The organism is Microbacterium sp. 1.5R (assembly GCF_001889265.1).
Classification (GTDB): domain Bacteria; phylum Actinomycetota; class Actinomycetes; order Actinomycetales; family Microbacteriaceae; genus Microbacterium.
This window is the reverse complement of the sequence record NZ_CP018151.1, coordinates 2,389,024-2,413,240: the sequence shown is the minus strand read 5'-3', so window position 1 is coordinate 2,413,240 and position 24,217 is coordinate 2,389,024. Positions and strand designations below refer to the sequence as shown.

Sequence of the window (24,217 nt, the reverse complement as noted above, 5' to 3'; positions counted from 1 at the left end):
CGGGTGCGGGCGACGAAGGCGAGCCTAAGTGTCTCGATGTCGAGAGGTTTCGTCGGGATACCCTGACTCTGTGAGCGAACCTATCGAGGACTTCTACGCCGTCATTCCCGCCGGCGGCATCGGCAGCAGGCTGTGGCCTCTGTCCCGCGCGGACGCGCCGAAATTCCTGCACGACCTGACCGGCTCGGGGCACTCGCTGCTCCGGGACACCTGGGACCGGCTCGAGCCACTGGCCGGCGCCGATCGCATCGCCGTCGTCACCGGCCGGGCTCACCGGGCGGCGGTAGAGGCCGAACTGCCCGGAATACCGGATCTGAACGTCTTCCTCGAGTCCGAGCCGCGGGAGTCCGCCGCTGCGATCGGCCTCGCCGCGGCGATCCTGCACCGCCGTGATCCCGACGTCATCATCGGATCCTTCAGCGCCGACCATGTGATCCGCGGCACGCGGGTGTTCGAGTTCGCGGTGCGCGACGCCGTGGAGGTCGCGCGCGAGGGGTACATCTGCACGATCGGCATCTCGCCGACCGAGCCGGCCGTCGGCTTCGGCTACATCAAGAAGGGGCCGGAGCTGGTCGTCGACGGCGCGCGCGAGGCAGCCCTCGTCGAGAGCTTCGTGGAGAAGCCCGACCTCGCCACGGCTCAGGCGTACATCGCGGATCGCGGCTACCTCTGGAACGCGGGCATGTTCATTGCGAAGGCGAGCGTCCTCCTCGACGAACTCGCGGCCAACGAGCCGGAACTCCACGCCGGCCTGATCGAACTCGCCGAAGCCTGGGACGATCGCGATCGTCGGGGGTCTGCGGTCGATCGCATCTGGCCGGGACTGAAGAAGATCGCGATCGACTATGCGGTGGCCGAGCCGGCGGCACGTCGCGGACGCCTCGCAGTCGTACCTGGACACTTCGACTGGGACGACGTCGGGGACTTCGCCTCCCTCACCAAGCTCATCACGAACGGGCGCAAGAACGACCTGGCCGTGCTCGGCCCGAACGCCAGGGTGCTCTCCGACGCGGCCAGCGGCATCCTGGTCAGTCAGACATCGAGGGTGATCAGCCTCGTGGGCGTGCAGGACATCGTCGTGGTCGACACACCGGACGCTCTGCTCGTGACGACGGTGCAGCACGCGCAGCGCGTGAAGGGCGTGGTGGAGTCCCTGAAGCTGACCGGACGGGGCGACGTGCTCTGATGAGCAGGGGTCGCCGCTCATCGGCTGTCTTGGTTTCAGGTTTGTAACCATTCGTCAGCGCCTCGCCCTCGCACGTGCACAAAAGTCGAAACACTAGGTAACTTTGAGCGATCCGCGAGGGCCGCGGCACCGTTCAGGAGGCATGAGTTGACCATCTCCACCACCAAGAAGCTGCTCGGCGCAACCATCGCCGCTGGCGTCGTCTTCGCACTCGCCGGCTGCGGCCAGGCTCCGACCGAATCGGGCGGCACCGGCGGCGGCGAGGCTGAGTCCGACTTCCTTCCCTGCCTCGTCTCGGACGCGGGCGGCTGGAACGACAAGTCGTTCAACCAGTCCGCCAAGGAGGGCATGGATCGTGCCGCTGACGAGCTCGGCGTCAAGCCGCTCGAGTTCGAGTCGGCCAACGACAACGACTACGCGCCCAACCTCGAGACCGCCGTCTCGGAAGGCTGCTCGCTCATCGTCGCCGTCGGCTTCAAGCTGTCGGCCGCGACCGTCGAGTCGGCGCTCGCGAACCCCGAGATCAACTACGCGATCATCGACGACTACGCGGACAACGACTTCGACGGCACCACCGATGCCCCGAACATCAAGCCCCTCGTCTTCGACACCGCTCAGGCCGCCTACCTCGGCGGATACGCCGCTGCCGGGTGGTCGGCTGAGTCCGGCGTGAACAAGGTCGGCACCTTCGGCGGAATGCAGATCCCGTCGGTCGCCGTGTTCATGGACGGCTTCCAGCTCGGTGTCGAGAAGTACAACGAGGACAAGTCGGGCGCCGTCGAGGTCTTCGGCTGGGACACCGCCACGCAGAAGGGCTCGTTCACCGGTGGCTTCGACGCCAACGACACGGCCAAGCAGACCGCTCAGGGCGTGCTCGACCAGGGCGTCGACGTCATCCTTCCCGTCGGCGGACCGATCTACCAGAGCGCTGCGGCCGCTATCGCGGACAGCGGCAAGGACACGCTCCTCGTCGGTGTCGACAGCGACCTCGCCGTCGCCGATGAGAGCGTGGCGGACGTCACCCTCTTCTCGATCATGAAGGCCATCGACGTCGCGGTCGAGGATGCGACGATCGCCGCGTCCGAGGGCGACTTCGACCCGGCTCCCTACGTCGGCACGCTCGAGAACGAGGGTGTGAAGCTCTCGGGCTTCGGTTCCTTCGAGGGTGACCTGCCCGACGGACTGCTCGACGAGATCTCGGCTCTGCAGGAGCAGATCATCGCCGGCGACATCACGGTGGAGTCCCCGAACTCCCCGTAATTCATCGAGTTCCAGCGCGGGGCGAGTGGTGCACGTGGCCACTCGCCCCGCGCCGTGGACGGACCATGACGACTGTTCACGGTGCATCCGGGTGATCCCCGTGCGATGCGCCGGAGATTCTTCGGACTCCTCTGGATGACACTTCTGGATAAGGTGCAGATATGAAGCTCGAACTTCGCGGTATCACCAAGCGGTTCGGAACCCTGGTGGCCAACGACCACATCGACCTGGTGGTCGAACCGGGTCAGATCCATGCGCTGCTCGGTGAGAACGGCGCGGGCAAGTCCACCCTGATGAACGTGCTCTACGGCCTCTATCAGGCCGACGAGGGCGAGATCCTCCTGGACGACGTCGTCCAGCGGTTCCGAGGCCCCGGCGACGCCATGAACGCCGGCATCGGAATGGTGCACCAGCACTTCATGCTCGTCCCCGTCTTCACGGTCGCCGAGAACGTGATGCTCGGCCACGAGCAGACCAAGGGACTCGGCACCCTCGACATCACGAAGGCGCGTGAGCACGTCCGCGCCGTCGCCGCCCGCTTCGGCTTCGACATCGACCCCGACGCGATCGTTGGCGATCTGCCCGTCGGCGTGCAGCAGCGGGTCGAGATCATCAAGGCGCTCTCGCGCGACGCGAAGGTCCTGGTCTTCGACGAGCCCACCGCCGTGCTCACGCCGCAGGAGACCGACGAGCTGATGGGCATCATGCGTCAGCTCCGCGACGAGGGCACGGCCATCGTCTTCATCACCCACAAGCTCCGCGAGGTGCGCGAGGTCGCCGACACCATCACGATCGTCCGCCTCGGCAAGATCGTCGGCGAGGCGTCGCCGTCCGCGACCAACGCGGAGCTCGCCTCCCTCATGGTCGGACGCGCCGTCGAGCTGACGGTGCACAAGGATCCGCCGCGGCTCGGCGAAGGCGGCCTCGAGGTCTCGGGGCTCCGGGTGCTCACCGCCGCGGGAGCGATCGTCGTCGACGGCGTCGACTTCTCCGTGCGACCCGGCGAGGTGCTCGCCGTCGCCGGCGTGCAGGGCAACGGTCAGACCGAGCTGGTCGAGGCCATCGTCGGCCTCGCGGCGAGGGTCGAGGGATCGATCACCCTCGGCGGCGCGGAACTGGTCGGCAAGAGCGTGCGGGGCATCCTCGACGCCGGTGTCGGCTTCGTTCCGGAGGACCGCACGGAGGACGGGCTCGTGGCCGGGTTCTCGGTGGCGGAGAACCTGATCCTCGACCGCACGGGCGACGCCGACTTCAGCCGTGGTGGGACCATCCGCCGTGCCGCGCTCGACGACTTCGCCCGCGCGCGGATCAGCGAGTACGACATCCGGACCCAGGGACCGCACACGCCGGCCGGCACGCTCTCGGGCGGAAACCAGCAGAAGGTCGTGATCGCCCGCGAGATGAGTCGCGAGCTGAAGCTGCTCGTGGCTGCGCAGCCGACCCGCGGAGTCGATGTCGGCTCCATCGAGTTCATCCACAAGCGGATCATCGAGACCAGGGATGCGGGGATCCCCGTGGTCGTCGTCTCGACCGAGCTCGATGAGGTCGCGGCTCTCGCCGACCGCATCGCGGTCATGTACAGAGGCACCATCGTCGGGATCGTTCCCGGCGACACCCCGCGCGAGACGCTGGGACTGATGATGGCGGGCGCCGCCGAGGGAGAGGTGGCCGCATGAGCGGTATCACGCCACAGGGGAGTGGACCGGCGGGCGACGTGTCCGGCGACCAGCTCTCGCTGAACACGACCACGACGCAGCGCGACACGGGTGACGTCCCGCCGCCGCCGCGCGGCAACGTGATCCTCAAGGAGATGCTCCGCGGCAGCGCCGTCACGACGATCCTCGCGATCTTCCTCGCGCTGGTGGTCGGCGGCATCCTCATCGCCTTCACCAACGAAGACGTGATCGAGGCCTCCGGGTACTTCTTCTCGCGTCCGACCGACACGATCGCCGCCGCATGGAACGCCGTCTACAACGGCTATGAGGCGCTGTTCCGCGGAGCGATCTTCAACGCACGAGGTGCGGACTTCGCCGCTCAGATCCGTCCGCTGACCAATACTCTCGGATTCGCCGCGCCGCTGATCGCCGCCGGTCTCGGTGTCGCCCTCGCGTTCCGCGTCGGTCTGTTCAACATCGGTGCCCGCGGCCAGATGCTGATCGGCGTCGCCGCGGCAGGACTCCTCACTTTCCAGCTCGACCTGCCGTTCTGGCTGCACATCCCCGTGACGCTGATCGCCGGCATCGCCGGTGGTGCGCTGTGGGGGGCGATCGCCGGTCTGCTGAAGGCACGCACGGGCGCCCACGAGGTCATCCTCACGATCATGCTCAACTATGTGGCGTACTACCTGCTGCTGTGGATGATCCGCACCCCCGGACTGCTCCAGAAGCCCGGAACGAACCAGGCGCTCGGCTATGCCACTCCTGAGAGCGCGCAGTTCCCCTCGCTCCTCGGCCCGCAGTTCCCTCTGCTCGACCTCGGATTCGTGATCGTCATCATCGCGACCCTGTTCGTCTGGTGGCTGATCGAGCGCTCCTCCCTCGGCATGCGGATGCGCGCCGTGGGCGAGAACCCGCACGCCGCGCGTGCGGCAGGCATCAGCGTCCAGCGCGTCTACGTCTACGCCATGCTCCTCGCCGGTGGTCTCGCCGGTCTCGCGGGCATGAACCAGGTGCAGGGCGCCGTCACGACCGGCATCACCGAGACGATCGACGCCGGCATCGGCTTCGACGCCATCACGGTCGCACTGCTCGGCCGCAGTCGCGCCTGGGGCACGTTCGCGGCCGGCATCCTGTTCGGCGCACTGAAGGCAGGCTCGTTCTCGATGCAGGCTCAGGACATCCCGGTCGACATCGTGCTCGTCGTGCAGTCGCTCGTCGTGCTGTTCATCGCCGCGCCGCCGCTGCTGCGCACGGTGTTCTTCCTTCCCAAGACCGACGCGGAGAAGGCGGCCAAGGCGAGAGCCAAAGCCGCGAAGAAGGCGGTGACCGCATGACCTCCCTCGTCCAGAGCGAAGCCGCCGACGGAACCGTGCAGCTCGCCACCGTGCGCGAGCGGCACCTGAAGGCGCCGATCGTCCTCGCCGCAGCCACGGTGCTGCTGGCGCTCCTCTTCCTGCTCGTGCCTCGCAGCGGCACCAGCAGCTTCCGGCTGAACGACCCGTCGTCGCCGTTCGCACTGCCCGATATCGCTCTGCCGACCGGGCCGACCAGCTGGGTCGTGATCGTGATCCTCGCGCTGCTGTCGGTGCTCGCGTTCCTTCGGGCGTGGTCGTATCGCAAGCCGTCGATCTGGCTGGTGATCGCGTTCAGCGTGCTCGCCGTCTTCGGGTTCCTCGTCTGGGCGGGCGCGGGTGGACTCGTGCCCGTCAGCAGCCTGCTCTTCGGAGCCGTCTCGCTCTCCGTCCCGCTCGTGTTCGGCGCGCTCGGCGGCGTCATCGGCGAGCGCGCGGGTGTGGTCAACGTCGCGATCGAGGGTCAGCTCCTGCTCGGAGCGTTCGCGGCCGCTCTGCTCTCGAGCGTCACGGGCAGCCCGTTCATCGGACTCCTCGGAGCGATGCTGGGCGGCGTGCTCGTCGCCGCGGTGCTGGCCGCATTCGCGATCAAGTACCTCGTCGAGCAGGTCATCGTCGGAGTCGTGCTCAACGTGCTCGTCAGCGGCCTCACCGGATTCCTCTACGGCGCACTGCTCGCGCCGAACGAGGCCGCCCTCAACACGCCGGTGCGCTTCAGCCGCATCGAGATCCCGCTGCTGAGCGACATCCCGATCATCGGCCCGGTGCTCTTCAACCAGACCTTCATCGTGTACCTGATGTTCATCACCGTCGCGATCGTCGCCTGGGGGCTCTACCGCACCAAGTGGGGACTCCGCGTGCGTGCGGTCGGCGAGCACCCGCAGGCCGCAGACACGGTCGGCATCAAGGTCAATGCGACCCGGTTCTGGAATGTGCTGCTCGCGGGCGCGATCGCCGGAATCGGTGGAGCGTACTTCACGCTGGTCTCGGTGCCGCAGTTCGGCAAGGACATGACGGCCGGCCTCGGCTTCATCGCCCTCGCCGCGGTGATCTTCGGCCGGTGGGATCCGATCCGCGCGACGCTCGCGGCGCTGCTGTTCGGCTTCGCCACGAACCTGCAGAACCTGCTGTCGATCCTCAAGACCCCCATCCCCGGCGAGTTCATGCTGATGCTCCCGTATGTCGTGACGCTGCTCGCGGTCGCCGGCTTCGCCGGTCAGATCCGCGGTCCGGCAGCCAGCGGCAAGCCGTACATCAAGTCCTAGGAGAGACATGACAGACATCGACTGGGACGAGCTCCGTCAGGTCGCGACCGACGCCATGACCAAGGCCTATGCGCCGTACTCCCGCTACCGGGTCGGAGCCGCCGCGCTCGTCGGCGACGGCCGCATCGTGGCCGGCTGCAACGTCGAGAACGCCTCGTACGGGGTGACGCTGTGCGCCGAGTGCGCGCTGGTGGGCGACCTGCACATGTCGGGCGGCGGCCAGCTCGTCGCCTTCGTGTGCGTCAACAACGACGGGCAGACCATCATGCCGTGCGGCCGTTGCCGTCAGCTGCTCTACGAACACGCGATGCCCGGAATGCTGCTGGAGACCGTCTCCGGCATCCGGACCATCGACGAAGTACTGCCGGACGCCTTCGGCCCCCGAGACCTGGAGGACGCCCGATGAGCGTTGAGCCCTTCGACGCCGTCGATGTGATCCGTGCCAAGCGCGACGGCGGTGCGGTGCCCGAGAAGGCGCTGCGCTGGATGGTCGACGCCTACACCCGCGGCTACGTCTCGGACGCACAGATGGCGTCGTTCGCGATGGCGATCTTCCAGCGCGGCATGGAGCGCGACGAGATCCGCGTGCTGACCGACGCGATGATCGCGTCGGGGGAGCGGATGAGCTTCGCGACCCTCGGCAAGAAGACGGTCGACAAGCACTCCACGGGCGGCGTCGGCGACAAGATCACTCTTCCGCTCGCTCCGCTCGTCGCGGTCTTCGGGGTGGCGGTCCCGCAGCTCTCCGGTCGCGGTCTCGGCCACACCGGCGGAACGCTCGACAAGCTCGAGTCGATCCCCGGCTGGCGCGCCGCGCTCAGCAACGAGGAGATGTTCGCCCAGATGCAGGGCGATGTGGGCGCCGTGATCTGCGCGGCAGGCTCAGGCCTCGCGCCCGCCGACAAGAAGCTCTACGCGCTGCGCGACGTCACCGGCACCGTCGAGGCGATCCCGCTGATCGCCTCGAGCATCATGTCGAAGAAGATCGCCGAGGGCACCGACGCTCTCGTGCTCGACGTGAAGTTCGGCTCCGGTGCGTTCATGCAGGACATCGACCGGGCACGCGAGCTCGCGCGCACCATGGTCGCACTCGGCACGGACTCCGGCGTCGCCACCACCGCCCTCCTCACGGACATGAACGTGCCGCTCGGTCGCGCGATCGGCAACGCGAACGAGGTTCGCGAGTCCGTCGAGGTGCTCGCCGGAGGAGGACCCGCCGACGTCCGCGAACTGACGATCGCCCTGGCGCGCGAGATGCTCTCGCTCGCAGGACAGCCGGATGCCGACGTGGAGGCCGCTCTCGACGACGGACGCGCGATGGACGGGTGGAAGGCCATGATCCGCGCTCAGGGCGGCGACCCCGACGCACCGCTGCCCACGGCCCGCGAGACCCATGTGGTCACGGCTCCCCGCGACGGCGTGGTGTCGCAGATGGACGCGCTGCCGTTCGGCATCGCGGCGTGGCGTCTCGGTGCGGGGCGCGCGCGGGCTGAGGACCCGGTGATCTTCGAGGCCGGGATCGACCTGCACGCCAAGCCCGGTGATCGAGTAGCGGCCGGACAGCCCTTGTTCACGCTCTCGGCAGCCGACGAGGCTCGGTTCCCCCGCGCTCTCGAGGCGCTCGAGGGGTCCTGGGCGATCGGCGACGAGGCTCCGGCCGCAGGGCCGATCGTGCGGGAGCGCATCACGGCCTGATCCGCCGACCGCTAGCCTGAACAGAGCGAATCCGCGACCGAGAGGAATCCCCATGTCGATCGACGCGAACGGCGATGTCACCATCCAGGGGGCATCCCTGCGCAGCCTTCCCAAGGTGTCGCTGCACGACCATCTCGACGGCGCGGTGCGACCCTCGACGATCATCGAGCTGGCGGATGTGATCGGGCTCGAGGTTCCCGAATCGAAGCCGGCCGCTCTCGGCAGGTGGATCGCGAAGCAGGGCGACTCGGGGTCGCTGGTGGAGTACCTCAAGACCTTCGAGCTGACCACGGCTGTGATGCAGACGCAGGAGGGCCTGACCCGTGTCGCTCGCGAGTTCGTGCAGGATCTCGCGCACGACGGCGTGATCTACGGCGAGGTGCGCTGGGCGCCCGAGCAGCATCTCACGCGTGGGCTCACCCTCGAGCAGACCGTCGAGGCTGTGCAGCAGGGGATCGAGGAGGGTGAGGACGCCGCGGATCGCGACGGCCACAGCATCCGCGTCGGTCAGCTGATCACCGCCATGCGCCACACAGACCGCTCGCGCGAGATCGCCGAGCTCGCCGTCGGCTTCCGCGGACGAGGGGTCGTCGGCTTCGACATCGCCGGTCCCGAGGACGGATTCCCGGCGTCGAACCATCGCGCCGCCTTCGACTACCTCGCGGAGAACTTCTTCCCTGTGACCGTCCACGCGGGGGAGGCTGCCGGGCCGGACTCGATCCGCTCGGCGCTCATCGACGGGCGAGCGCTGCGACTCGGCCACGGCGTGCGCATCGCCGAGGACCTGCAGGTCATCACGCAGGAGGGCGACGAGGTACAGGTCCAGTTCGGCGACCTCGCCCGCTGGGTGCGAGACCGAGAGATCCCGCTCGAGCTGTCCCCGTCGTCGAATCTGCAGACCGGCGCGATCGCGTCGTGGGGCAACACGCTCGCCGACCATCCCTTCGACCTGCTCTACCAGCTCGGCTTCGCCGTGACGGTCAACGTCGACAACCGCACCATGAGCGCGACCTCGCTCACCCGGGAGCTGTCGCTCCTGGTCGAGGCGTTCGAGTACGATCTCGACGATCTCGAGACCTTCCAGTTCAACGCGGCGGCCGGAGCCTTTCTGCCCGTCGAGGAGCGCGAGGAGCTTGTCGAGATGATCGCCGACGGATTCGACATCTAGATCATGGCTTCCGGGGGGAAGCGACGCCGTATCGGCGTCGCAGTGATCGTCAGCGCCGTCGTCATCGTCGTCGGCGGTGCAGTCGCGGCCTTCTCATGGTCGACCCGAGTGCCCGAGGTGCTCGTGCCGCGAGCGGGCGGCGACGCCATCGAGCGTCCGCTGACACCCGCGCAGCAGCTCGTCGCGGATGCCGGCGACCCGCTCGCGTGCGCGGTGAGCTTCATCGGCGACGGTGCGCCGCAGGAACCGATGCTGCAGCGGCAGGACGCACTGTACGTGGCGCTTCCGATACCGGCGCAGGACGGTCGGGTGTTCGCCGGCTGGTACTCGACCGCAGCGGATGCCGCCGGGGGCACGGTCGCCGCGCGGATCAACGGAGCCGACCCCGTCGTGTGCGTCGATCAGCAGATCGAGCTCTTCGCGGCGTGGACGACGCCCGAGGCGAATGCCGCGGCGGACGTGCAGGTCCCGATCCTGATGTACCACCAGTTCACCTCGAACCCCGAGGGCGAGACCGGCTGGCTCCGCGGCAACTACGCGTACATCGGCGACTTCGAGGCGCAGATGAACCACATCGCGACGACGGGCTTCTACCTGCCGACCTGGGATGAGCTCAGCGCGTTCATCGACGGTCGACTGTCGCTGCCTGCTCGTTCGGTGATCATCACCGACGACGACGCCGACCAGAGTTGGTTCGACCTCGCGGTTCCGGTGATCGATGCGCACAGGCTGCTGTCGACCTCGTTCATGATCACCGCAGACCGCCAGGACCCCGCGCCGTCGATGTACGTCCTTCGCAGATCTCACACGCACGACATGCATCAGGCCGGCGACAACGGCAAGGGCCGGATGGTGAACTGGACGGCGGACGAGATCGCCGCCGATCTGAACGCATCCGCCGACGTGCTCGGGGTGCGCGAGGTGATCGCGTATCCGTTCGGTCACTTCGACGACACGTCGAAGCAGGGCGTCGCTCAGGCCGGGTTCGAGATGGCGCGGACCATCGAGCCCGGGTATGTCGAGATCGGCACGGACAAGCTCGCCCTGCCCGTCGTGCGGATCGACTACGGCATGGGGTTGGACTCGCTCATCAAGCGGATCGGCTGAACCGGGGTCTCGGACGGCAGGATGTACTCATGACCGCCACCGTCTTCATAGCCGGACCGGCATCGTGGAACTCGATCGTCGTGCTCGATCGATTGCCTGAGCCGGTGCCGCACATGCAGTTCGCCGAGGAGACCTGGGAGACCGTCGGCGGCACGAGCGCGGGGAAGGCCCTCACGCTCGCCTCGCTCGGGCGCTCCGCTCTGCTGTACGCCCTCACCGCGGCGGATGAACCGGGACACCGCGTGCGCGATGCGCTCGCACATGCCGGTGTGCGTGCGCGGTGGGGAACGGGCGACGCCACCGAGCGCCATCTGAACCTCATGACCCGCGAGGGCAAGCGAGTCTCGCTGTATCTCGCGTCCCCCTCGGCGACGGACGGGAGAGATGACTCAGCTCTGCACACCGCGATGAGCGGCGCTGAGGTGATCGTGCTCGACCTCGCGGCCGAGCCGCTGCGACTCCTCCCCGCGGCCGTCGCGACCGGGCGCCCGATCTGGGTCGACGTGCACGACTACGACGGCGAATCCGAGTTCCACCGGCCCTTCCTCGCTGCAGCGCAGGCCGTGTTCTGCAACGCCGACCGTCTGGCCGACCCGGTGCGCTTCCTCCGGTCATGCGTCGCTGGCGGCGCCTCGCTCGCCGTGTGCACCCTGGGCGCCGACGGGGCGGTCGCGATCGACGCAGACGGCACCGAACACCGTGTCGCAGCCGTGCCGGTCGATGTCGTCGACACCAACGGCGCGGGCGACGCGTTCCTGGCCGGCGTCCTCGATGCCCGGCTCTCGGGGGCCTGCGTTCCGGACGCCCTCGCTGCGGGCTCACGCGCGGCGGCATCCGTGCTGGGCACACGGCACCTGCATCCGCTGCTCGACCCCGTCATCGGCTGAGCGGAGCAGTCGACGCTGCTCAGCGCGCGGCGACGTCCGCCATGAAGGCATCGAGGATCTCAGAGACCTGTGCGTGCATCTCGTCGCTCGAGATCGTCGGCTCGCCGTCACCGGCCTGGGGCCCGTAGTCGCCGAACGACGCGTGCGACGCTCCCTCGATCTCGACCATCTCGGCGTCGGCCGGCAGGAGGTCACGAGCATCGGCGATCTTCTCGGGCGTCGACAGTCCGTCCTCGCTGCCCGAGATGCTGAGAACGGCGAGATCGGTGTCCGACACGTCCGTCGCACAGTAGGAGCCGAACAGCACGAGTGCCTCGGCATCCGCGGCGAGCTGGCACGCGCGCACGCCGCCCAGCGAGTGTCCGCCGACCGCCCAGTCATCGATGTCGGGGGCCGCAGAGGTGAAGGAGTCGAGACCGCGCAGATCGAAGAACGCGAGGTTCAGCCACGGGCGGGTGATCACCACCGTGACGCCCTCTTCGGCGAGGCTCTGCAGTATCGGTGCGTACGCCCACGGATCGACCTTCGCACCGGGCACGAACACCAGGCCGAGGTCTGATTCGCCGTCGGCCGGGGTGAGCACGATCCCCTGCTCGGTGTCCTCGACATGGATGGCGGAGTTGTCCTCGACGCTGGCGAGCGGATCCTTCTCGGCCGACATGACGCCGATCTGGCTCCAGGCGAGTATTCCGACGATGCCGATCACGAGGACGCCGACGACTCCCCAGAGGATCACTTTCAGGACACGACGACCACGCTTCTTCTGCACTCGCCCCACGTTACGGGGTGCGGATGTGAGCGTGCTCGGGGTGCGGCCGCTCGAGCGCTGATCGCTCGCGTCGCACCGCACCCCGATATGCGTCCTTGTTCACGTAGTAGGCCATGCGGTCGAGGCGCAGATATCGGTAGCCGCCGGTCAGATCGGGCCACGGCTCGGAGGTCACCCGATCGCGGAATCGCACCGCCCGAGGCGGATCGTTCTCCGCCGCGTCCAGGTATGCGGCCAGCAGCTCCGCCTGCTCGTACCGCCCCTGCCAGCCGATGCCGGACGCCTCGATCATGCCCATCACGAAGAGACCGTTGAACGATGCGGGGAAGACGTGGAGGAACAGCCGTGGTGCCGCGCCGCTCCAGTGCAGGTGCTGTGGGTCGACGAACGGGTAGTCGAGCCGGTATCCGGTCGCGAGCAGGAGCAGATCGTAGTCGTCGGACGTCCCGTCCCGGAAGCGCACGGTCGTGCCGTCGAGGCGCTCAACATCGGGGCGGATACGCAGGTCCCCCTGCCCGAGGTGATTGAGGATCATCGTGTTGACGATCGGATGAGCCTCGTGGATGCGGTAGTCGGGCTTCGGGAAACCGAAGCGCGCAGGGTCGCCGGTGAACGCCCGGAGCACCCGGCTGTCGACCGCCTGCTTGACGCGCGCGGGCAGGGGACGGCCCTGATTCAGGGTGTCGCTCGGCCTGCCGAACAGATAGCGCGGGACGAAGTAATAGCCGCGGCGGACGCTCATGTCGACCGAGGAGGCGTGGTGCACGGCATCCACCGCGATGTCGCACCCCGAGTTCCCCGCTCCGATCAGCAACACACGCCGGCCGGTGAGCTGTGCGGCCGACCTGTACTCGCTCGTGTGCATGAGCTCGCCGCTGAATTCTCCGGCGAAGGTCGGCACGTTCGGTTCGGCGAGCGTGCCGTTCGCGAGCACGACGCCGGCGTACCACCGGGTCTCTTCGCCGTCGGGCCCCGAGCTCGTGAGATCCCAGCCGTCGTCCCGCGGCTCGAGCCGCGTGACGGTCGTCTCGAACCGGAAGAGCCCGGTGAGACCGAAGTGCTCGGCATAGTCCTCGAAGTACTGTCGCAGCGTCCGATGGCCGGGGTAGTCGACGGTCGAACGCATGGGGTACTCGGCGAACTCGGTCGTCGTGCGCGACGAGATCAGATGCGCAGACTCGTACATCGTGCTGCGGGGGTTGTCGATGTCCCACAGGCCGCCCACGCCGGTCGAGGCCTCGTATCCGTCGATCCCGATACCGCGCTTCGTCAGCGCCCGAGCAGCGGCGAGGCCCGACGGACCTGCACCGATGACGGCGTATCTGTTCATGCTGCTCCCGCACCTCGCTGTGCTCGCCACTGCGCCCTCCGCCGATCGTATCGGCAGAGGGCGCAGAACACGGCGTGCGACGTCGTCAGGAGGCGTTCAGTGCTGTCTGACGGGAGACGACTGCGTCGCGGACCGCCGGGAACAGCGGATGCTCGGGGTCGAGCCCCGTTGCGGACGAGGTGAACGCCAGCGCATCCTCCGTGTGCAGGAGCTGCTGCAGCTCGACCGCCTGCTCGTCATCGGGATCCTCGAACTCGAGGGCTGCGGTGACCGCGCCGACCAGCGCGATCGTGGAGAGCCCTCTCTCGGCAGCCATCGCCGCCGGTCCGATGAAGCGCTCGTGTCGGGAGATCTTGCGCAACGGCTGACGGCCGACCCGCTGCACGGTGTCGACGAGCGCCGGATTGCGGAACCGCTCGAGGATCGTCGCTCGGTACGCGGCCAGTTCGGCCGGGTCGAGCCCGTGTTCGGCGACCAGCACCGCGGAGGTCTCCTCGAGAGCGGCCGAGACGCGTGCGACGATGTCGGGGTCGGCCAGGGCGTCGGAGATGCGCTCGATGCCGGCCCGTGCGCCGAAGTAGGCCGTGGCAGCGTGGCCGGTGTTCACCGTGAAGAGCTTGCGCTCGATGTACGGGGCGAGATCGTCGACGAAATGAGCGCCGGGAATGTTCGGCAGCGCGCCGCCGAAGGCCTGGGATTCGATCGCCCACTCGAAGTACGGCTCGACCGTGACGTCGACGCCGCCGTCTGCGGGCTGACCGGGGACGATGCGGTCGACGGCGGTGTTCGCGAACACCGCACGCGACAGCAGCTCCTCGGCGTCCGCGCCCGCCGCCTTCTCGATCTCCGCCCGGAGGGTGTCCGTCGCCCCGATCGCGTTCTCGCAGGCCATGACCTGCAGGGGAGCGGCTCCGGCAGGGCGCAGGGCGAGGCCCGCGACGATCGTGGGGGCGACGAAGCGCAGCACGGTCGGTCCGACCGCCGTCGTGACCACATCGGCGGTCGCGACCTCGTCGGCCACTGCATCCGGATCGGTCCTGCTGTTGACCGCCCGGAAGCCGGTCACCACGTGGTCGGTGCCGCCGGGTCCGGCCTCGTGCACCGTGTACGAATCGACGGCGTTGATGGCGTCGACGAGAGCGTCGGCGACATCGGAGAACACGACCTCGTATCCGCCCTCGTGCAGGAGCAGCCCCACGAATCCGCGGCCGATGTTGCCCGCGCCGAAGTGCACGGCCTTCATCAGTCGTTCACCGCCGAGAGCAGGGCGTACAGCTCGTCGGGCGTCTGCGCCGCGTTGAGCTTCGCGACGTCGTCCTCATCGGAGAACAGGATCGCGATCTGCGAGAGGATCTCGAGGTGCTCGTCGCCACGGCCGGCGATGCCGACGACGAACGTCGCGGCCTCCCCGTCCCAGTCGACTCCGCCGTCGTAGCGGACGACAGACAGCGCGGATCCGAGGATCGCATCCTTGGCGTCGTTCGTGCCGTGCGGAATCGCCAGACCGTTGCCCATGTAGGTCGAGACCGTCTGCTCGCGCTGACGCATCGCGTCGACATAGGCGGGGGTGACGGCGCCTGCCGCGACGAGGATGTCGGTCGCCTCCTGGAGGGCTTCCTCCTGCGTGCTGCTTCCGGAGTGGATGCGGACCTGATCGGGGGTGAGAACGCTCATGGTGATTCCTTCTTTCTGAGTATGTGGAGGCGGGGCGGATGCCGCAGCACCCGCCCCGCCTGGTCTGTCACGCGTCGGTGTCGCGCTGTTCGCGCACCATCTCGACGACCTCTTCGTACTTCGGAGAGTTCATGAAGTTGTCGACGGACACGTGCACCGAGTTCGGCGACTGCGCCTTCGCCCGGTCGGTCAGCTGCTGCTGGGTGATGACCAGGTCGGCGCTGCCGTCGAGGTTCGCGATGGCCTGGTTCGTGACGGTGACGCCCTCGACCCCTGCCTTCTTGAACTTGTTGCGCAGCACGCTCGCGCCCATGGCCGACGATCCCATTCCGGCGTCGCAGGCGAACACGATGTTCTCGATGCGACGGTCCGTGGCGACGCCCGTGCCAGCCGCAGCGGCTGCTCCGGCAGCTCCCGTACCCGACGAGGCGCGAAGGGCGTCCATCGCGGCGGAGGACTTGCCCTTGTTCGCCTCGGTCTGTGCGATCGCGTCGCCGAAGCTGTCGCCCTCGGCCTCGAGGTCGCGCTTGCGGGATGCCCGCAGGATGACGCCGGTGATGAGGAACGTGACGACCGCGGCGATGATCACCGAGAGGTAGACCACGAGCAGGTTCGGGACGCCGGGGCCGACGGCGGCCGCGGTCACGGCGATGATGCTGCCGGGGGCTGCCGGGAACGCCAGGCCGCCTCCGAGCACCATGTTGGTCGTGACACCGGCCGCGCCACCCGCGATCAGGGCGAGGATGGTGGTCGGCTTGCTCAGCGCGTACGGGAAGTAGATCTCGTGGATGCCGCCGAAGAACTGGATGATCGCCGCTCCGGGCGCAGACGCCTTGGCCGCACCGACGCCGAAGAACGAGAACGCGAGCAGCAGACCGAGGCCGGGACCGGGGTTCGCCTCGATCAGGAAGAGGATCGACTTGCCGGTCTCGGCCGCCTGCTCGATGCCGAGCGGAGTGAACACGCCGTGGTTGATGGCGTTGTTCAGGAACAGCACCTTCGCGGGCTCCACGATGATCGACACGAGGGGCAGCAGGTTCAGCGCGACCAGCCAGTCGACGGCACCGCCGAGAACCGCGCTGATGCCGAGCATCACGGGACCGAAGGCGAAGAATCCCACGATCGCGAGGATCATGCCCAGGATGCCGGCCGAGAAGTTGTTCACCAGCATCTCGAAGCCGGGGCGGATCTTGCCGTCCCACATCCGGTCCATCTGCTTGGTGATCCAGGCCGCGAGCGGCCCCATGATCATCGCGCCGAGGAACATCGGGATGTTGGTGCCGACGATGACACCCATCGTCGCGATCGTCGCGACGACTCCACCGCGCTCGCCGTAGACCATGCGGCCCGCGGTGTTGGCGATGAGGAGCGGCAGCAGGTACGTGACCATCGGTCCGACGAGGCCCACGTACGCGAAGATGTTGCCGTCGGCGCCTTCGGCCACCGCGGTCATGGCGCCCTGCCAGCCGACCACTGCGGAATCGCCGCCGCCGCCGATGGTCTCGGCGACACCGGCCCAGTGCCAGCCGAACGGGCTCTCGGACCCGAAGAATCCGGCCGGGATGAAGAGCATCGTGATGAATCCCCACGCGATGAACGCGGCGATGTTGGGCATGATCATGCCCGAGAGGAACGTGCCGAAGCGCTGCACGCCCGTTCGGAGGCCGCCTGCCTTCGTGGCGGCGGGTGACGTCGTCGTCATGATGTCGTCTCTTTCTGGTGAGGGGGGAGGGGTGCCGCGGCGTCAGCCACGGCGAGGCGAGCACCGGCGGCGTCGTCCGCCGCCAGTGCGAGTTCGGCGAAGTTGCGGGCTTCGTCGAGAGTGTGCTGCGACAGGGTGTGACGCACGTCCGCCAGGGCGGACGGCGCCATGGAGAGGCTCGTCGCGCCGAGCCCGACGAGCACGACGGCGAGCATCGGATCGGCGGCGGCCTCACCGCAGATCCCGACCGGCTTGCCGAGCCGGGCACCTGCCGTGCCGACCTCACGGATGAGACGGAGCACGGCGGGGTGCCACGGATCCTGGAACGCCGCGACGGAGCCGAGTAGACGGTCGGCGGCCATCGTGTACTGCGTGAGGTCGTTCGTGCCGATCGAGGCGAAGTCGGCGTGCGCGAGGATCCGGTCGGCGAGCAGCGCACTGGACGGGATCTCGACCATGACACCGGCGGTCTTCAGGCCGTACTCCCGGGCGAGCGAGGTGAAGTACTGCGTCTCCTCGACGGTCGCCACCATCGGCGCCATGACCCAGAGGTCCGCCTCGGTCGCGGCATCCGCTTCGGCGAGGGCCGTCAGCTGCTCGCGCAGGATGTCCTCGCTCGCCCGCAGAGCACGCAGCCCCCGCAGGCCCAGGGCCGGGTTCTCCTCGTGCGCGTCGTTGAGGAACGCCAGCGGCTTGTCGGCGCCGGCATCCAGCATCCTCACGACGACCTTCTTGCCGGGGAAGGCCGCGAGCAGCTCCCGATAGGACTCTCGCTGCTGCTGCACCGTCGGCGCCTGCGCCGACGAGAGGAACAGGAACTCGGTGCGGAACAGCCCGACGCCCTCGGCCCCGCGTTCGACGGCATCGGATGCGTCTGCAGGCTTCCCCAGGTTCGCCAGCAGCGGGATCGGCGTGCCGTCGGCGAGGGCGCCGGGAGTGAGTGGTGCGGCATCCGCCGAGCGGCGGGCGGCGGCGCGCTGCTCGGCGCGCGCCTTCTCGTCGTCGGTCGGATCGACGGTGACGATTCCGGCTGCGGCGTCGACGATGACCGGGCTGCCGGTCGCGAGCTCCGAGGCTGATGCCGCTCCGACGATCGCGACGATGCCCTTCTCGCGGGCGAGGATCGCGGTGTGCGAGGTGGGTCCGCCGTCGAAGGTGACGAGGGCGAGCACCTGATCGAGGTTCAGCAGCGCGGTGTCGGCCGGGGCGAGGTCGCGAGCGACGAGGACGAACGGATGCCCGGGGTCGGGGACCCCGGGCGCATCCACGCCGCGAAGTCGGGCGAGCACCCGCTGCGCGATGTCGTCGAGATCGGCGGCGCGCTCGCCGAGGTAGCCCCCGACCGCCTCGAGCGTCGCCCGGAAACCGGCGAACGCGTCATGCACGGCCCATTCGGCCGTCGCGCCGTCGTCGATGCGTGCGTCGACCTCGTCCTGCAGCGTCGGGTCCTCGGCGATCATCGCCTGCGCCTCGAGCACCTCCTGGGCCGAGCCGCCGGCGGCCTCGCCGCGGGCCGTCAGCTCCTGTGCGACGGCCGTCACGGCCTCGCGGACACGTGTGCGCTCCGTGTCGGCTCCCTGACCGCTGGGGGTGTTCTCCGGGGCGGGCAGCGCCTCGGTCATCCGGACGACGACGCCCTGGGCGACTCCGAGACCGATGCCGACTCCACGCAGTTCGCTCATACTCCGGCGTCCTGATCATGGTCGGTCGTGAGCAGCTCGGTGAGCGTGTCGAGCACGCCTTCCGCGCTGTCGCCGTCGGCCGTCAGCGTGACGTAGTCGCCGTGCTCGATCGCCAGTGCGATCACGCCGAGGATGCTGGCCGCGTTGACCGCCTTCCCCGAGTCCTTCGCGATGGTCACGGGAATCCCCGAGTCCTTCGCCGCCTGTGCGAACAGCTTCGCCGGACGGGCGTGGAGTCCATGGGATGAGCCGATGCGGACGGTGCGGGAGACGGTCATGATGTTCCTTTCGGGGTGTTCCTGGCGCTGGAGACGATCGACTGTGCGAGTGCCAGCGTGCGGGTGCCGTCCCGATCGGCGAAGACGTCGTCGGGGAGCACGGCCACCTGAGCGGGCGCCGCCTGGCGGATCGCCTCGAGGCGATCGGCGAGATGAGGGCCGATGAGGATGAGGTCGTGGTCGCTGCCGGCGACGGACTGCTCCATGCCGGCTGCGGCGTCCCAGTCGAGGCCGGCTTCGGAAGCCGCCCGGCGGAGTCGTTGCGCGACGAACGTGCTCGACGCGCCAGCGCCGCACACCACGAGGATCTTCATCGATGCTCACCTTTCCTGAGAACAGTCTGGGAACAAGGGGGGTGTGCTCGCCAACAGGTTCCTTTCCGCCCCTGCGGAACCTCGGTTTCGGAGCACCGCTCCCCGCTTGCTGACATCATGGAAGTCACGTCAGGACAGTGCGGTCGGCACGGAGGAGGGAGCATCATGTCGCGACAGCGTCAGGATCAACTCCTGTCGTCCCTGCTCCGTCAGGGCGAGTGGGTGACGGCCGCCAGTCTCGCCGATCAGCTCGGGGTCACCCCGCGCAGCATCCGCTCGTACGTCGCCGCGCTGAACGCGAGAACCGGTGGAGCGGATGCCGTCGAGTCGGGCCCGGCGGGATACCGCGCCGGGTCGGGGGCTCGCGACGCACTGCGCACGCGTCAGAGCGGCGACTCCGCCCCGCGTGACCGACTGCACGGTCTCGTCCGCACCCTGCTCGATGTGCCGGAAGGTGTCGACGTCTTCGCCACGGCCAGTGCGCTCCATGTGAGCGAAGCCACTCTCGAGGCGGACCTCGCCCGCGTCCGCACACTGCTCGACGGCACCGATCTCGCACTCGAGAGAGACCGCGAGATCGTGCGACTGCGAGGCAACGAGGCGGCACAGCGTCGTCTGCTGTCGCGACTCGCACATGACGAGATGGATGCCGCGTCGTTCCACCCCGAGACGTTCCGCCGAGCGCTCGCCGGAGGAGTCATCGCCGCCGACGCCGTCGGGCCTTTCAAGTCCGAGCTCGTGCGCGAACTCGGAGAACAGGGCTACTACGTCAACGAGCTCGCGATCTCCGATGTCCTTCTGCACATCGCGATCGCCGCCGAGAGGGTTGCGGCCGGCCACGCGCTCGAAGCCGGTCCTGCCGGTGCGCGGGAGGAGATCCCGCGGGTCGGGGCTGTGATCGCCCGGCTCGCCCAGCAGCACTTCTCGGTCGCGCTGGGCGACGGGGACAGCGGGCATCTCGCGTCCCTCGTCCTCACGCGCATCGTGGCTCCGGGGGAGGACGCTGCGGGCGATGTCGCCCGCAGCGGCGTGGACCCGGGTGTCGAGGCGGCCGTGCGTGCGGAGATCGCGAGGGCGGCGGAGGATTTCCAAGTCGACCTGGTCGACGAGACCTTCGTGCTGCGCCTCGCCCTGCACGTGCAGAACCTGATGCGTCGCGCCGAGGAGAGCGCGCTGACCCGCAATCCGCTCACCCGCTCGCTCAAGACCTCGTATCCGATGATCTTCGAGGTCGCGGTCTCGATCGCCAGCGGACTGCACGATCGCCTCGGCACGCCGATCCACGACGACGAGATCGCCTACATCGCGATGCACGTCGGCGGACGACTCGAGCGCAGCCGCAAGGCCGAGTCGATCCTCACCGCGACCATCGTGTGCCCGGGGTATTACGAGCTGCACGAGCTGCTCCGATCGAGCGTCGACCGCTCGCTCGGGTCCGCGATCGAGGTGACCAGCGTCATCACCAAGGTCGACCCGGACTGGGCGTCGTTCGACACCGACCTGGTGCTCAGCACGATCGAGCCGGGCGCTGCCGGCGATCGCTTCGTCCGCATCCAGCCGTTCCTCACGGATGCCGATGTCGACCGGATCCAGCAGGCCGCGGCACGCGTCCGGCGAGGCCGACGCCTCACCAGGCTCCGTGGCGAGCTCGCGCGATACTTCGATGCCGACGCCTTCGTCTATCCGCTGCCCGATGCGGGGGAGGAGGCGATCATCCGGCGACTGGGCGGTCTCCTCGTGGATGCGGGGCTGATCGGTGACGACTACGTCGAGAACACCATCCTCCGCGAACGGATGTCGTCGACGGCGTTCACAGACGCGCTCGCGGTGCCGCACGCGCTCCAGATGACCGCCACGCGCACCGCGATCGCGATCGGCGTGACGGACGGGTCGGCAGCGTGGGGTGAGGGACGCGTGCAGGTGGTCGCTCTCGCCGCCTTCAGCGAGAGCGACCGCGCCGCGTTCCAGACGGTGTTCGAGCAGCTCGTCGAGGTGTTCAGCGAACGGGAGAGCGTGCAGCGCATCCTCCGCCGGGGCACCACCTTCGAGGCGTTCCTCGACGAGCTCGTCGCCGTCATCGACGGGTGACGGCCGGGTCAGCCCCGAGGGTCGAGGACGCCGGCGAGGGTGTCGAGCACGGCGTCGGCGCCGGCCGAGTCCGCCGTCTCGAGCACCACGGCATCGCCGGGCGCGAGTGCGAGGTCCATCAGCGCGAGAACGCTGCTGAGGTCCACGACCGCGCCCGACGACGTCCGCAGGGTCACCGCGTGCGAATGCGCCTGCACGAGCCGCACGAGCTCGGCGACGGGGCGCGCGTGCACCCCGTTGTGCGCGCTGATCACGACATGTCTTCTCGGCATGCGGCCTACGAGCGTTCTTCCAGGAGCAGGCGCACCGCGGCCTCGAGCTCGGCGACCGTCGCGGTGGCGCGCTCTGCGGAGTCCGCGGCCGCGTCGATGTAGACCTTGAGCTTCGGCTCGGTGCCGCTCGGACGGACGATGATGCGCGAGCCGTCCGTGAGTCGATACCGCAGCACGTCGCCCGAGGGCTGCCCTGCGTCGGCGTGCAGCAGATCCTCCGCGGAGGCGATCGCGTGGCTGCCGAAGTGCGTCGGCGGCAGCGTGCGCAGCGAGAGCATCACGGTGCCGATGACCGAGAGGTCCTGCACGCGGACCGACACCTGACCGCTGGCGAAGTGACCGTACGTGTCACCGAGCTCGGACAGCAGGTCGGCGAGAGAGCGTCCGCGCTCGTGCGCCTCGGCGGCGAGTCCGAGGATCGCCACGGTCGCCGAGATGCCGTCCTTGTCGCGCACGGTCTCGGGATTCACGAGGTAGCCGAGTGCCTCCTCGAAGCCGAAGACGATGCCGGGGGCGCGGGAGATCCATTTGAAGCCCGTGAGCGTCTCGTGGAAGTCGAGCCCGTGATGGGCGGCGACCGCGCCGAGGCCGGGCGATGAGACCAGGGAGCACGCGAGCGATGCACCCGGCGTGCCCTCGGCGGCCCTGGCGGCGCGAGCGCCCAGGAGGAGCCCGACCTCGTTGCCGGTGAGTCGCCGCCATCCGCCCTCCGACGACGCGTCCGGGATCGCCACGGCGAGTCGGTCGGCATCCGGATCATTGGCGATGATGAAGTCCGCCTGCACGCGGCGAGCCCGGGCGAAGGACAGGTCCATCGCCCCCGGCTCCTCCGGGTTGGGGAACGAGACGGTGCGGAACGTCGCGTCGGGTTCGAGCTGCTCTCCGACGACCATCGGCTGAGGGTATCCGGCGGCCGCGACGATCTTCGACAGCGTCTCCCAGCCGACCCCGTGCATGGCGGTGTAGACCCAGCGCAGATCGGACGCGCCGGCTGGTGCGGGAGCGACCGCCGCTGTCGCGGCGACGTACGCGTCGACCACGGCTTCGCCGGCCGTCTCATAGTCGGTGGAGCGAGGCAACGACGTGACGTCGTCCGCATCGGCGACCCGCTGGATGTGCGCGGCGATCTCGGCATCGGCGGGTGCGACGATCTGCGAGCCCTGATCGGCGCCGCCCAGATAGACCTTGTATCCGTTGTCGTTCGGCGGGTTGTGCGACGCGGTCACCATGACACCGGCATCCGCGCCCAGGTGACGCACCGCGAACGCGAGCACGGGCGTGGGCAGCAGTCTCGGCAGCAGGATCGCGCGCAGCCCTGCTCCGGCGAACAGCTCGGCGGAGTCGGTCGCGAACACGCGGGAGTTGCGGCGTCCGTCATAGCCGATCACCACGGTCGGCGTGCGGCCGTGCGACTTCTCGCGCAGGTATGAGGCGAACCCGGCGGCCGCCTGCGCGACGAGCACGCGGTTCATGCGGTTGCTGCCGGCCCCCAGGGCTCCGCGGAGACCGGCGGTGCCGAACGCGAGTCGGGTGCTGAAACGATCATCGAGTTCGGCGGCGGCCGACTCGTCGCCATCGGCTGCCCGCGTGATGACCACGGCCAGCTCGTCGCGGGTCTCGTGATCGGGGTCCTGTCTCATCCACGCGCGCGCCTGCGCGAGACGCTCGTCGTTCACAGCGCCTCGACCACTCGGGCCAGCAGCGCCGAGATGACCGGTTCGGCCTCTCGACCGGCCTCGATGACCTCAGCGTGGCTGAGCGGCGTCTTCTGGATGCCGGCGGCGAGGTTGGTGATGAGCGAGAACCCGAGGATCTCCATGCCGGCCTCGCGAGCGGCGATCGCCTCGAGCGCTGTCGACATTCCCACGATGTGTCCGCCGATGTGCTTGGCCATCTGCACCTCGGCCGGCGTCTCGTAGTGCGGGCCGCGGAACTGCGTGTACACGCCCTCGTCGAGCGTGGGGTCGACGCTCCGGGCGATGTCGCGCAGACGCGTCGAATAGAGGTCGGTGAGGTCGATGAAGGTCGCGCCCTCGAGAGGGGAGTCGGCCGTGAGATTGATGTGGTCGCTGATCAGCACGGGCTGGCCGGGAGTCCACGTCTCGCGCACTCCGCCGGCGCCGTTCGTCAGCACCATGATCTTGGCGCCCGTGGCCGCGGCGGTGCGCACCGAGTGCACGACACGGCGCACGCCGTGGCCCTCGTAGTAGTGGGTGCGGGCACCGATGACGAGGACGTTCTTGCCATCGGGAGTGCGGATGCTGCGCAGGGTGCCCACGTGGCCCTCGAGAGCGGGCTTCGAGAAGCCGGTGACCTCGGTGGCGGGGATGGTCGCCGTGGTCTCGCCGATGATGTCGGCGGCCTTGCCCCAGCCGCTGCCGAGGGTCAGGGCGATGTCGTGCTTCTCGACTCCGGTCAGGCGCGCGATGTCGGCGGCTGCGTCGGCTGCGACCTCGAACGGGTTCGCATTCGGGTCGTCGAGGGGGTTGCTGTGTGTTTCAGACATGGATCCACTCTAGGAAGGTGCAGG

The 24,217-nt window shown here is 68.8% G+C and carries 22 protein-coding genes; 11 read left to right on the top strand and 11 right to left on the bottom strand.

From position 1 onward, the window contains the following. Positions 1–70 precede the first annotated feature (70 nt). The 10 genes from BMW26_RS11535 (at position 71) to BMW26_RS11490 (ending at position 11,578) form a co-directional block, all read left to right on the top strand. Positions 71–1,186: a mannose-1-phosphate guanylyltransferase gene (locus BMW26_RS11535; protein ID WP_053097023.1), complete on the top strand. Its 1,116-nt coding sequence runs from the start codon at positions 71–73 to the stop codon at positions 1,184–1,186. Positions 1,187–1,333: 147 nt separating this feature from the next. Beyond that, complete coding sequence (locus BMW26_RS11530; protein WP_053097021.1) at positions 1,334–2,446, top strand: BMP family lipoprotein; 1,113 nt, start codon at positions 1,334–1,336, stop codon at positions 2,444–2,446. Positions 2,447–2,607: 161 nt separating this feature from the next. After that, positions 2,608–4,122, top strand: a complete 1,515-nt coding sequence (locus BMW26_RS11525; protein WP_053097019.1) for an ABC transporter ATP-binding protein — start codon at positions 2,608–2,610, stop codon at positions 4,120–4,122. Further along, entirely contained in the window at positions 4,119–5,438 is a 1,320-nt protein-coding gene (locus tag BMW26_RS11520) for an ABC transporter permease (RefSeq protein WP_053097017.1), read from the top strand. The genes BMW26_RS11525 and BMW26_RS11520 overlap by 4 nt, the downstream gene beginning before the upstream one ends. Further along, positions 5,435–6,721 carry an ABC transporter permease gene (locus BMW26_RS11515; RefSeq protein WP_053097015.1) on the top strand — a complete coding sequence of 429 codons (1,287 nt, stop codon included), beginning with the start codon at positions 5,435–5,437 and terminating at the stop codon, positions 6,719–6,721. Before BMW26_RS11520 ends, BMW26_RS11515 begins: the two co-directional genes overlap by 4 nt. A 7-nt stretch (positions 6,722–6,728) precedes the next feature. Continuing rightward, complete coding sequence (locus BMW26_RS11510; RefSeq protein ID WP_042536471.1) at positions 6,729–7,127, top strand: cytidine deaminase; 399 nt, start codon at positions 6,729–6,731, stop codon at positions 7,125–7,127. Then, positions 7,124–8,416, top strand: coding sequence for a thymidine phosphorylase (locus BMW26_RS11505; RefSeq protein ID WP_056280056.1), 1,293 nt, complete (start codon positions 7,124–7,126; stop codon positions 8,414–8,416). Before BMW26_RS11510 ends, BMW26_RS11505 begins: the two co-directional genes overlap by 4 nt. A gap of 52 nt (positions 8,417–8,468) precedes the next feature. Continuing rightward, positions 8,469–9,584 carry an adenosine deaminase gene (locus BMW26_RS11500; RefSeq protein WP_072591538.1) on the top strand — a complete coding sequence of 372 codons (1,116 nt, stop codon included), beginning with the start codon at positions 8,469–8,471 and terminating at the stop codon, positions 9,582–9,584. Between the two features lie 3 nt (positions 9,585–9,587). Beyond that, positions 9,588–10,691, top strand: coding sequence for a polysaccharide deacetylase family protein (locus tag BMW26_RS11495; protein ID WP_072591537.1), 1,104 nt, complete (start codon positions 9,588–9,590; stop codon positions 10,689–10,691). Between the two features lie 29 nt (positions 10,692–10,720). Then, complete coding sequence (locus BMW26_RS11490) at positions 10,721–11,578, top strand: carbohydrate kinase family protein (protein WP_053097007.1); 858 nt, start codon at positions 10,721–10,723, stop codon at positions 11,576–11,578. Positions 11,579–11,597: 19 nt separating this feature from the next. Here the strand turns inward: BMW26_RS11490 and BMW26_RS11485 are convergent, their stop codons facing one another. The 8 genes from BMW26_RS11485 to BMW26_RS11450 form a co-directional block, all read right to left on the bottom strand. After that, positions 11,598–12,347: an alpha/beta hydrolase gene (locus tag BMW26_RS11485; RefSeq protein ID WP_082297854.1), complete on the bottom strand. Its 750-nt coding sequence runs from the start codon at positions 12,345–12,347 to the stop codon at positions 11,598–11,600. Positions 12,348–12,357: 10 nt separating this feature from the next. Then, a complete protein-coding gene (locus BMW26_RS11480) occupies positions 12,358–13,677 on the bottom strand; it encodes a flavin-containing monooxygenase (protein WP_072591536.1) in 1,320 nt (439 codons plus the stop codon). An 85-nt stretch (positions 13,678–13,762) separates the two neighbouring features. Next, entirely contained in the window at positions 13,763–14,920 is a 1,158-nt protein-coding gene (locus BMW26_RS11475) for a mannitol-1-phosphate 5-dehydrogenase (protein ID WP_072591535.1), read from the bottom strand. Beyond that, entirely contained in the window at positions 14,920–15,351 is a 432-nt protein-coding gene (locus BMW26_RS11470) for a PTS sugar transporter subunit IIA (RefSeq protein WP_072591534.1), read from the bottom strand. The genes BMW26_RS11475 and BMW26_RS11470 overlap by 1 nt, the downstream gene beginning before the upstream one ends. 67 nt (positions 15,352–15,418) lie before the next feature. After that, a complete protein-coding gene (locus BMW26_RS11465; RefSeq protein WP_053096997.1) occupies positions 15,419–17,053 on the bottom strand; it encodes a PTS mannitol transporter subunit IICB in 1,635 nt (544 codons plus the stop codon). Continuing rightward, complete coding sequence (gene ptsP / locus BMW26_RS11460; RefSeq protein ID WP_072591533.1) at positions 17,050–18,735, bottom strand: phosphoenolpyruvate--protein phosphotransferase; 1,686 nt, start codon at positions 18,733–18,735, stop codon at positions 17,050–17,052. The genes BMW26_RS11465 and ptsP overlap by 4 nt, the downstream gene beginning before the upstream one ends. Then, positions 18,732–19,013, bottom strand: a complete 282-nt coding sequence (locus tag BMW26_RS11455; protein ID WP_053096995.1) for an HPr family phosphocarrier protein — start codon at positions 19,011–19,013, stop codon at positions 18,732–18,734. Before BMW26_RS11455 ends, ptsP begins: the two co-directional genes overlap by 4 nt. Further along, on the bottom strand, positions 19,010–19,327 hold the full coding sequence (locus BMW26_RS11450) for a PTS sugar transporter subunit IIB (protein ID WP_053096993.1): 318 nt from the start codon (positions 19,325–19,327) through the stop codon (positions 19,010–19,012). Before BMW26_RS11450 ends, BMW26_RS11455 begins: the two co-directional genes overlap by 4 nt. A gap of 165 nt (positions 19,328–19,492) precedes the next feature. On the opposite strand from BMW26_RS11450, the gene BMW26_RS11445 reads away from it, so the two are divergent. Further along, positions 19,493–21,415, top strand: a complete 1,923-nt coding sequence (locus BMW26_RS11445) for a BglG family transcription antiterminator (RefSeq protein ID WP_056280070.1) — start codon at positions 19,493–19,495, stop codon at positions 21,413–21,415. A gap of 8 nt (positions 21,416–21,423) precedes the next feature. On the opposite strand, the gene BMW26_RS11440 is transcribed toward BMW26_RS11445, so the two are convergent. The 3 genes from BMW26_RS11440 to BMW26_RS11430 are packed head-to-tail and all read right to left on the bottom strand — an operon-like array spanning position 21,424 to position 24,193. Continuing rightward, positions 21,424–21,687 carry an HPr family phosphocarrier protein gene (locus BMW26_RS11440; RefSeq protein ID WP_072591532.1) on the bottom strand — a complete coding sequence of 88 codons (264 nt, stop codon included), beginning with the start codon at positions 21,685–21,687 and terminating at the stop codon, positions 21,424–21,426. A 5-nt stretch (positions 21,688–21,692) separates the two neighbouring features. Then, entirely contained in the window at positions 21,693–23,363 is a 1,671-nt protein-coding gene (locus BMW26_RS11435; RefSeq protein WP_072591531.1) for a phospho-sugar mutase, read from the bottom strand. Beyond that, positions 23,360–24,193, bottom strand: coding sequence for a purine-nucleoside phosphorylase (locus tag BMW26_RS11430; RefSeq protein WP_053096984.1), 834 nt, complete (start codon positions 24,191–24,193; stop codon positions 23,360–23,362). The genes BMW26_RS11435 and BMW26_RS11430 overlap by 4 nt, the downstream gene beginning before the upstream one ends. Positions 24,194–24,217: the final 24 nt, after the last annotated feature.